Origin of the sequence: Streptomyces sp. DvalAA-14, from assembly GCF_900091855.1 — a bacterium.
Taxonomy (GTDB): Bacteria; Actinomycetota; Actinomycetes; order Streptomycetales; family Streptomycetaceae; genus Actinacidiphila.
On sequence record NZ_FMCH01000281.1, the window covers coordinates 1 to 7,917 of the forward strand.

Genomic DNA, 7,917 nt, shown 5'->3' on the forward strand with positions numbered 1-7,917 from the left:
CGTACATGGGCTGGAGCAGTTGGAGCCTGGAGTCCACCAACTTCCCCGGCTACGGCGGCGAGAGCTACCTCACCGAGGCGCACATCCTGCAACAGGCCGACGTGCTGTCCAAGAAGCTGAAGTCGCACGGCTACGACTACGTCAATGTGGACGCCGGCTGGATCGGCGGCTTCGACCAGTACGGCCGCCCGCTCCCCAACACGTCCGCCTTCCCGGACGGCTTCGGCTACCTCGGCAGCCAACTGCACAAAAAGGGGCTGAAGTTCGGCACCTATCTCGCGGTCGGCCTCTACTTCGACGCGTACAACGACGGCCGGACGCCGATCTACAACGCGCCCGGCTGCACTACCAAGGACATCGTCTACCCGGACCTGCGCAAGACCAGCGGCTGGGACAACGTGTCCTACCAGCTGAACTTCGACAGTCCCTGCACCACCAAGTACATCGACTCCGTCGCCGACGAACTGGCGGGCTGGGGCGTTGACTTCCTCAAGGTCGACGGCGTCGGTCCGGGCTCCAACCAGGGCGACGCGGCCCACGACAACATCCCCGACATCCAGGCCTGGCACGCCGCCCTGCAGGCGACCGGCCGCCCCATCCAGCTCACCTTGTCCTGGTCGCTCAGCCACGCCAAAGCCGGCGTCTGGCAGCAGAACTCCAACGGCTGGCGGGTCGACACCGATGTCGAGTGCTACTGCGACACCCTGGTGACCTGGAACAGCTCGGTCAAGGAACGGTGGAACGACGTCGTCCAGTGGATCCCGGACGCCGGCCCCGGCCACTGGAACAACCTCGACTCCCTCGATGTCGGCGTTGGCCCGATGGACGGCCTCACCGACGTCGAGCGCCAGAGCTACATGACGCTGTGGGCGATCGAGTCGGCGCCGCTCTACACCGGTGACGACCTCACCAAGCTCGACGACTACGGCCTGTCGCTGCTCACCAACGACGAGGTCATCGCCGTCGACCAGGCGGGCAACCCGGCCGAGCCGGTCAGTCAGGCAACCGACCAGCAGGTCTGGTACGCCCGCAACGCCGACGGCAGTTACACCGTCGCCCTGTTCAACCTCGGCGCGGGCTACCAGGACGTCACCGCCGACTTCGGCGACCTGGGCATCAGCGGCAAGGCCGGCCTGCGCGACCTGTGGAGCCACAAGAACCTGGGCAGCGTCAGCGGAGGCTTCACCGCCGAACTGCCGCCGCACGGCTCGCGGCTGCTGACCATCACCCCGCGGAACACCGGCGCCCCCGCCGTCCCGCTCGCCGTGCACGCCACCGCCTCCACCGCCGGTTCCGTCTCGCTGGCCTGGGACGCGGTGCGGACCGCCGGGGCACCGGTCACCGGCTACGACATCTACGCCAACGGCAAGAAAGCCGCGACGACCGACGGCACCACCGCCACCGTCTCCGGCCTGACCCCCGCGACCGACTACTCGTTCACCGTGGTGGCCACCGACGCCCGGGGCCACCGGTCGGCCGGCAGCAAGGCCGTCCCGCTCACCACGCCGGCCGCGACCGGACCCGTCGCCTACGAGGCCGAGGCACCCGCCAACACCCTCAGCGGCGGCGCCAGTGTCGGGGACTGCTCGGGCTGCTCGGGCGGCAAGAAGGTCGGCAACCTCGGCGGCGGCGGCAACGCGGTCGCGATCAACAACGTGACCGCGCCCAAGGACGGCACCTACCTGCTCACCCTCGACTACGTGGACGGCTCCTCCGGCCGCACCGTGGTCGTCACCTCCGGCGGCGCCTCCTTCCACCTCCCGCTGGCCGGCAGCAACGACAACAACTGGGGCGCCGCGCAATCGGTGACGGTACCCGTCCGGCTGAAGGCGGGCAGCAACACCATCACCTTCGGCAATCCCACCGACTACGCGTCCGACATCGACCGGATCACGGTCTGACCAGCTGAACAAAAGCCCTCTAGGGTACATTCTTCCCTCGGTGAAGGCCCGCACCGCACGGCATCGACCCACGGTCGTCGGCGTCTTCGCCGGCGCGCCGGGCGCGAGCACGTCCCCGCCGGGGAAGGACCCGACCACGAGGGCATCTCGCGAGGAACCACCACTGACCGCAACCGGGCCCGGCCGCCGCCGACACGGCCGGCCGGCCCCGGTTCGCCGCAGCCGCGTCCACCGCGGTGGACGCACCGAAAGGACTCTGTATGCCTGACACCACCGCGCGGATCGTCTCCCTGCGCGCGGCCGGCACCTGCTTCGTCGTGGAGCTGACCGAGCCGGTGCCCAGAGTCCTGCACTGGGGGGCGGACCTCGGTGAGCTGTCCGACGCGGACGCCGCCGCGCTCGCCCTGACCGCCGAGGCCGCCGTGCTCAACAACGCCCTGGACACCCCGCGCCGCTTCACCATCTGGCCGACCGAGGCGGACGGCTGGTCCGGCACCCCCGCCCACCACGGACACCTGGCCGGCGCCGCGTCGGCGCCGCGGCTGCGCACCGTGGCCAGCGCCGTCCGTCACGACGGCGCGGACGGCGGTGGCGAGCTGACCGTCGAGCTGACCGACGAAACATCCGGCCTCGATGTCGCCGTCCGCTACACCCTGGACCCCTCCGGCGTACTCGCCGTCAGTACCGGACTCACCCGCCGCGCGGACGCCGACCGCGCACCGTACGACCGCGCGCCGTACGACCTCGCTCAGCTCACCACGCTGCTGCCGCTGCCCCGCCGGGCCACCGAGATCCTCGACTTCACCGGCAAGTGGAGCCGCGAACGCTCACCGCAGCGGCGCCCGCTGGGCTACGGCACCCACGCCCGCGAGACCCGGCGCGGCAAGCCGGGACTCGACTCGCCCTATCTGCTCACCGTCGGCGTACCCGGCTTCGGCTTCCGCGACGGCGAGGTGTGGGCGGTGCACGTCGCCTGGAGCGGCGACCAGCGCTACCTCGTCGAGCGGTACCCGGAGGGCGCCGGCACCCACGCCGCCGCCCTCGGCGGCGGCGAACTGCTGCGGGCCGGCGAGATCCGGCTCGCCCCCGGCGAGAGCTACCGGGCCCCGGTCTGCCACTTCGCCTGGTCCGGCGCGGGCCTGGACGGCCTCGCCGGCCGCTTCCACACCCTGCTGCGGTCCCGCCCGGGCCATCCGAGCCGCCCCCGTCCGGTGATCCTCAACAGCTGGGAGGCGGTCTACTTCGACCACGACCTCGACCGGCTGCTCGGACTCGTCGACCGGGCCGCCGAGGTCGGCGTGGAGCGCTTCGTCCTCGACGACGGCTGGTTCCGCGGCCGGCGCTCGGACAACGCCGGGCTCGGCGACTGGACGGTGGACCCGGCGGTCTGGCCCGACGGGCTGAGCCCGCTGGTCGACCGGGTGCGTTCGCTCGGCATGGAGTTCGGCCTGTGGGTCGAGCCCGAGATGGTCAACCTCGACTCCGACCTGGCCCGCGAACACCCCGACTGGGTGCTCGGGCCGGCCGCCGGCCTCGGCCCGGCCGCCCGCCACCAGTACGTACTGGACCTGGCCAACCCCGACGCCTGGGAGTACCTGTTCCAGGCACTGGAGGCCCTGGTCGGCAAGTACCCCATCGCGTACCTGAAATGGGACCACAACCGGGAACTGCACGAGGCGGTGCACAGCCCCGCCGACCGGCCGACCGCGCACGCCCAGGTGCTGGCCCTGTACCGGCTGCTGGACACCCTCAAGGAACGCCACCCCGAGCTGGAGATCGAGAGCTGCGCCAGCGGCGGCGGCCGGATCGACCTGGGCATCCTGTCCAGGACCGACCGGGTGTGGACCTCAGACTGCAACGACCCGGTGGAACGCCAGTCCATCCAGCGCTGGACAGCCCAACTGCTGCCGCCCGAGCTGTTCGGCACCCATGTGGGACCGGCCGCCAGCCACACCACCGCCCGGATCAGCACCGACACCTTCCGCCTGGTCACGGCGCTGTTCGGGCACGCCGGCATCGAGCAGGACATCACCGGCTGCACCCCGGTGGAACTGGCCCGGCTCACCGCCTGGACCGCCCTGTACCGCGAACTGCGCCCGCTGCTGCACACCGGCCGCACCGTCCGGGCCGACCTCGGCCCGAGCGCCGGCGCCGCCGACGAGGCCGCCCTGCTGCACGGCGTGGTCTCCCAGGACGGCGGCTCCGCCGTCTACTGCTGGGCCCGGGTGGCCACCTCGCCCGAGGCCCAGTGGGGCCGCGTCCCGCTGCCCGGGCTCGCCGCGGACGCCCGCTACCAGGTCCGGGTGCGCACCGAGCTCGGCCTGCCGTCCTGGCACCAGACCGGTGGCCCGGCCTGGCTCACCGCCGCGCTGGACGGCTGGGTGACCCTGCCGGGCGCCGTGCTGGCGGTGGCGGGCATTCCGATGCCCACCCTCAACCCGGAGCACGCGCTGCTGATCGAGGTGCGCCGGGACGACCGGCGCTGACCGGCGCTGACCGGCGCCGATCGGTCGGCCGGGCGGCGCCCATGGCGCGGCCGCCCGGCCGGGCGATGGACCGGACGCCCCAACACGACCTGCTCACAGTGCAATTGCATCCGGAATTGCATTCGCACGTGCGCAACGGGTAGGTGAGTCCCTATGGTTGTCCCTGGCGCGCAGGCGCACCCGGGGGACGACAGGTCCAACGAAGGAGTGATGCTCGGTGCAGCAGTTCGACAACGGTGTGCAGGCCAGCTCCATCACCGGAGTTCAGTGGATCAAGAGCGGGCGGAGCAACCAGAGCGGCAATTGCGTCGAGCTGGCCGAACTGCCCGACGGCAGCGTGGCGGTGCGCAATTCGCGCCACCCCGAGGGTCCGGCCCTGGTGTACACGCGCGCCGAACTCACCGCCTTCGTCGAAGGCGCCAAGGACGGTGACTTCGACGTCTTCACCGGCTGAAGGGTCGGCCGCACGGCATATCAGGGACTGAAGTCGGCCGGGAACCAACCCTGTTACGCGGTGCCAGTGGGCTCCCAGGTGCAATACTGGCCTGGCCGGATACCGCTTGGGAGCCCCTATGCCCGCCTCGCCGCACCCTGTTTCACCCATACAGCTGTTCGAACGGCGGCCCGACATGGGCGCCAAGGCCATGGCGCGCCTGCTGGGAACGTATCTGCGGGCCCTGCGCGAAAGCCGCGGCCTCACCCCGGCCGCCGTCGGCTCGCACATCAGGGCGCACGCCTCCAAGATCAGCCGGATGGAGACCGCCCACGTCTCGCTGAAGGTCCGTGACGTCGAGGACTTGCTGGACCTCTACGGCGTGGACGACCAGGAGCGCGCCGAGATCGCGGCCCTGGTCCAGCGTTCCGCGCAGCCCGACTGGTGGCAGCCGTACGGAGAAGTCGTCCCGGAGTGGCTGCAGCAGCTCATCGGCCTGGAGCGGGACGCCCATGTGATCCGGACCTACGAGACGCAGTTCGTGCCCGGCCTGCTGCAGACTCCGGCCTACGCACGCGCCGTTGTGCTCAGCGGCCACCGCTTCGCCCCGGCGGACGAGGTCGCGCGCCGGGTGGAACTGCGGCTGGAGCGGCAGCGCCGGATGTGGGAGCCGGGCGCGCCCGTGCTGTGGGCGCTGATCGACGAAGGTGTCCTGCACCGGCCGGTCGGCGGACCGGAGGTGATGCGCGAGCAGTTGCGACACCTGCTCGACGTGCTGCGGCAGCCGGGCATCCGGCTGCAGATCGCCTCCTACGCGGCCAGCGCCGAGGCCACCCCGGGCGCCGCTGTCACCTATCTGCGGTTCGCCCAGGGCTTTCTGCCCGACGTGGTGTACCTGGAGCACATGACCAGCGCGGTCTACCTGGACCGGCTGGAGGACCTCGACCGCTACCGCGCGGCGCTCGACGAGCTGAGCGCGCTGGCCGCAACTCCGGCCGCCAGCCGGGTCATGCTGGAAGAGGCCCTGCAGCGCTACCGGTGACCGGTGCGCGACAGGGCCGAGATCCCGGGAAGCCGCCGGCGCCGACTGCGGTTGGCGCCGTTCTGACGCCGCGTCAGGACAGGCGGGCGACGCCGCCGAACTCGATCCATTCCCTGCTGGGCTGCTGGGGTGCCAGATCGTTGTCCGCCCGCCAAGTGGAGACCTCCACCAGACCCGGCTCCAAAATCTCCAGGCCTTCCAGATAGCCCTCGACATCCTGCGGGGTGCGCACCCGGCCCCAGTTGTCACCGGTGGACTCGGCCATGAACTCGGTGACGAACCGCCGGGTCTCGGCGTCGTCGCTGACCAGCTGGCACACCACCAGGTAGCTGCCGGGGGGAAGCTTCTCCCGCACCCGGCGGACCACGCCGGCCGGGTCGTCGTGGTCCTTGATGCAGTGCAGCACCGAGACGAACAGCGCGGCGATCGGCTCGTCCATCGTGATCAGCCGCTTGACCTCGTCGCTCTCCCAGATGCTGTCGACGTCCCGGAAGTCGGCCTGCAGGACAGCGGTGTTCTCGTTCTGCTCCAGCAGCGCGCGGCCGTGCGCCAGGACTATCGGGTCGATGTCGCTGTACACCACGCGGGCGTCGGGGTGGACGGCCTGGGCGATCTCATGGACGTTGTCCACCGACGGCAGCCCGGACCCGTGGTCCACGAACTGCTTGATGCCGTAGTCCTTGGCGAGCACCCGTACCACCCGGCGCAGGAAGTCGCGGTTGTTGAGCGCGAGGACCTTCATGCTCGGAACCTGCTGCAGTAATTGCTCGGTGGCGTCCCGGTCGGCCGGGTAGTTGTCCTTTCCGTTCAGGAGGTAGTCGTACATGCGGGCCACACTCGGCACCGTCACGTCGATCTTGTCACTGAGTGGCGCGTCCTCGTGTCCCATGGGCCCCTCACGGTGTTCAGCGCTGAGTCGTCCTGCAATAGCGGGAGTTGGCCATCATCCTAGGCAGCGATCAACGGCCGGTCGAGACGAATCCCCAGGCTCGTTCGGCGGTCCGGACCGACGCCTCCGCCTCGCCGCGCGGCACGGCACGGCACGAGGGGGCCGTCCCCGGACCGACCGGCGGCAGCCCCCTCACCCGCACGGGCCCGCGGATCAACCCGCGGGGTATCCCAGCACGTTCACCGGCACGGTGGCAGTGCCCTGTGCCGCGTCACCGAAGTCGTTGATCACATGGTCGATCACGCCGTCCCCGTTCAGGGAGACGGTCAGCAGGTCGTGGAACACCACACCGGGCCGGACCGGCGCCTCGAAGCTGTGCGCATTGTGGATCGTCGGATCCACGTTGAAGAAGCAGTACGAGCCCAGGCCCCAGCCCTCGTGGTGCTTCACCGAGTCGGCGACCTTGTAGGCGGCCCACCCGTCCACACCGTTGTGGCGGTAGGCCGCCTGGTTCGGCGGGTCGTACGGCAACTCGTTCTGGAACATGATCGTGCGGCCCCGGTCGCCGTTCCAGATCACGTTGTACTTCTGGAAGTGCTCCACGAACAGGCCGGTGGCCAGCACATGGTCGCCGTTGACGACCACGCCGGTCTCGGCGGTGTTCACCGTCCAGCCCACCCCGGCGCCGTGGTCGGCGCGCCAGGCCCAGATGTGGTCCAGCAGCACATTGTCGCTGTTGACGATCAGCGCGGTGGTCGCCTTGCCCGCGCCCGCGCCGCCGATCCGGAAGAACACGTCCTGCACCGACGCCGGGTCGCGCGGATCGGTACGGCCGCCGCGCCGGCCGCCGATCTCCAGCAGCACCCGGGAATTGACCGGGCCCGCGTCGAACAGCAGGCCGGCGATCCGCACGCCGCGCCCGTCGTCCACCGTCATCGGCACCACGCCGTTCAGCGGCGTCAGCGTCGCGTAGCCCAGCCCGAGCACCACCGTGCCGGCCCACTTGACCCTGATGGTGTCGGTGAGCTTGTAGATGCCGGGGGTCAGCAGCAGGTGCTTGCCCTGCGACAGGGCCTTGTTGATGGTGCGCGCCGAGTCGGCGGGCCTGGCGACGAAGAACCGCTCGATCGGCACCGAGGACCCGGCGTCGTACCGCCGCTCCAGGT

5 protein-coding genes and 1 pseudogene are annotated in these 7,917 nt (G+C 70.8%); 4 read left to right on the top strand and 2 right to left on the bottom strand.

Going from position 1 to position 7,917, the window contains the following annotated elements:
• The 4 genes from GA0115240_RS14395 to GA0115240_RS14410 form a co-directional block, all read left to right on the top strand.
• Positions 1–1,901, top strand: a 1,901-nt coding sequence (locus GA0115240_RS14395) for a fibronectin type III domain-containing protein (protein WP_237554870.1), incomplete at its 5' end; no start/stop codon positions are given.
• Between the two features lie 260 nt (positions 1,902–2,161).
• A complete protein-coding gene (locus GA0115240_RS14400) occupies positions 2,162–4,387 on the top strand; it encodes an alpha-galactosidase (protein ID WP_093737073.1) in 2,226 nt (741 codons plus the stop codon).
• A 217-nt stretch (positions 4,388–4,604) separates the two neighbouring features.
• On the top strand, positions 4,605–4,841 hold the full coding sequence (locus GA0115240_RS14405; RefSeq protein WP_093737074.1) for a DUF397 domain-containing protein: 237 nt from the start codon (positions 4,605–4,607) through the stop codon (positions 4,839–4,841).
• 118 nt (positions 4,842–4,959) lie between these two features.
• Positions 4,960–5,862 (top strand): helix-turn-helix domain-containing protein, encoded by a 903-nt coding sequence (locus GA0115240_RS14410; protein WP_202451360.1) that lies wholly within the window; start codon positions 4,960–4,962, stop codon positions 5,860–5,862.
• 73 nt (positions 5,863–5,935) lie between these two features.
• Here GA0115240_RS14410 and GA0115240_RS14415 read toward each other — a convergent pair whose 3' ends face one another.
• On the bottom strand, positions 5,936–6,751 hold the full coding sequence (locus GA0115240_RS14415) for an SAM-dependent methyltransferase (RefSeq protein ID WP_093737076.1): 816 nt from the start codon (positions 6,749–6,751) through the stop codon (positions 5,936–5,938).
• Between the two features lie 213 nt (positions 6,752–6,964).
• Positions 6,965–7,917, bottom strand: a pseudogene (locus GA0115240_RS36890) (coagulation factor 5/8 type domain-containing protein); the annotation flags it as partial.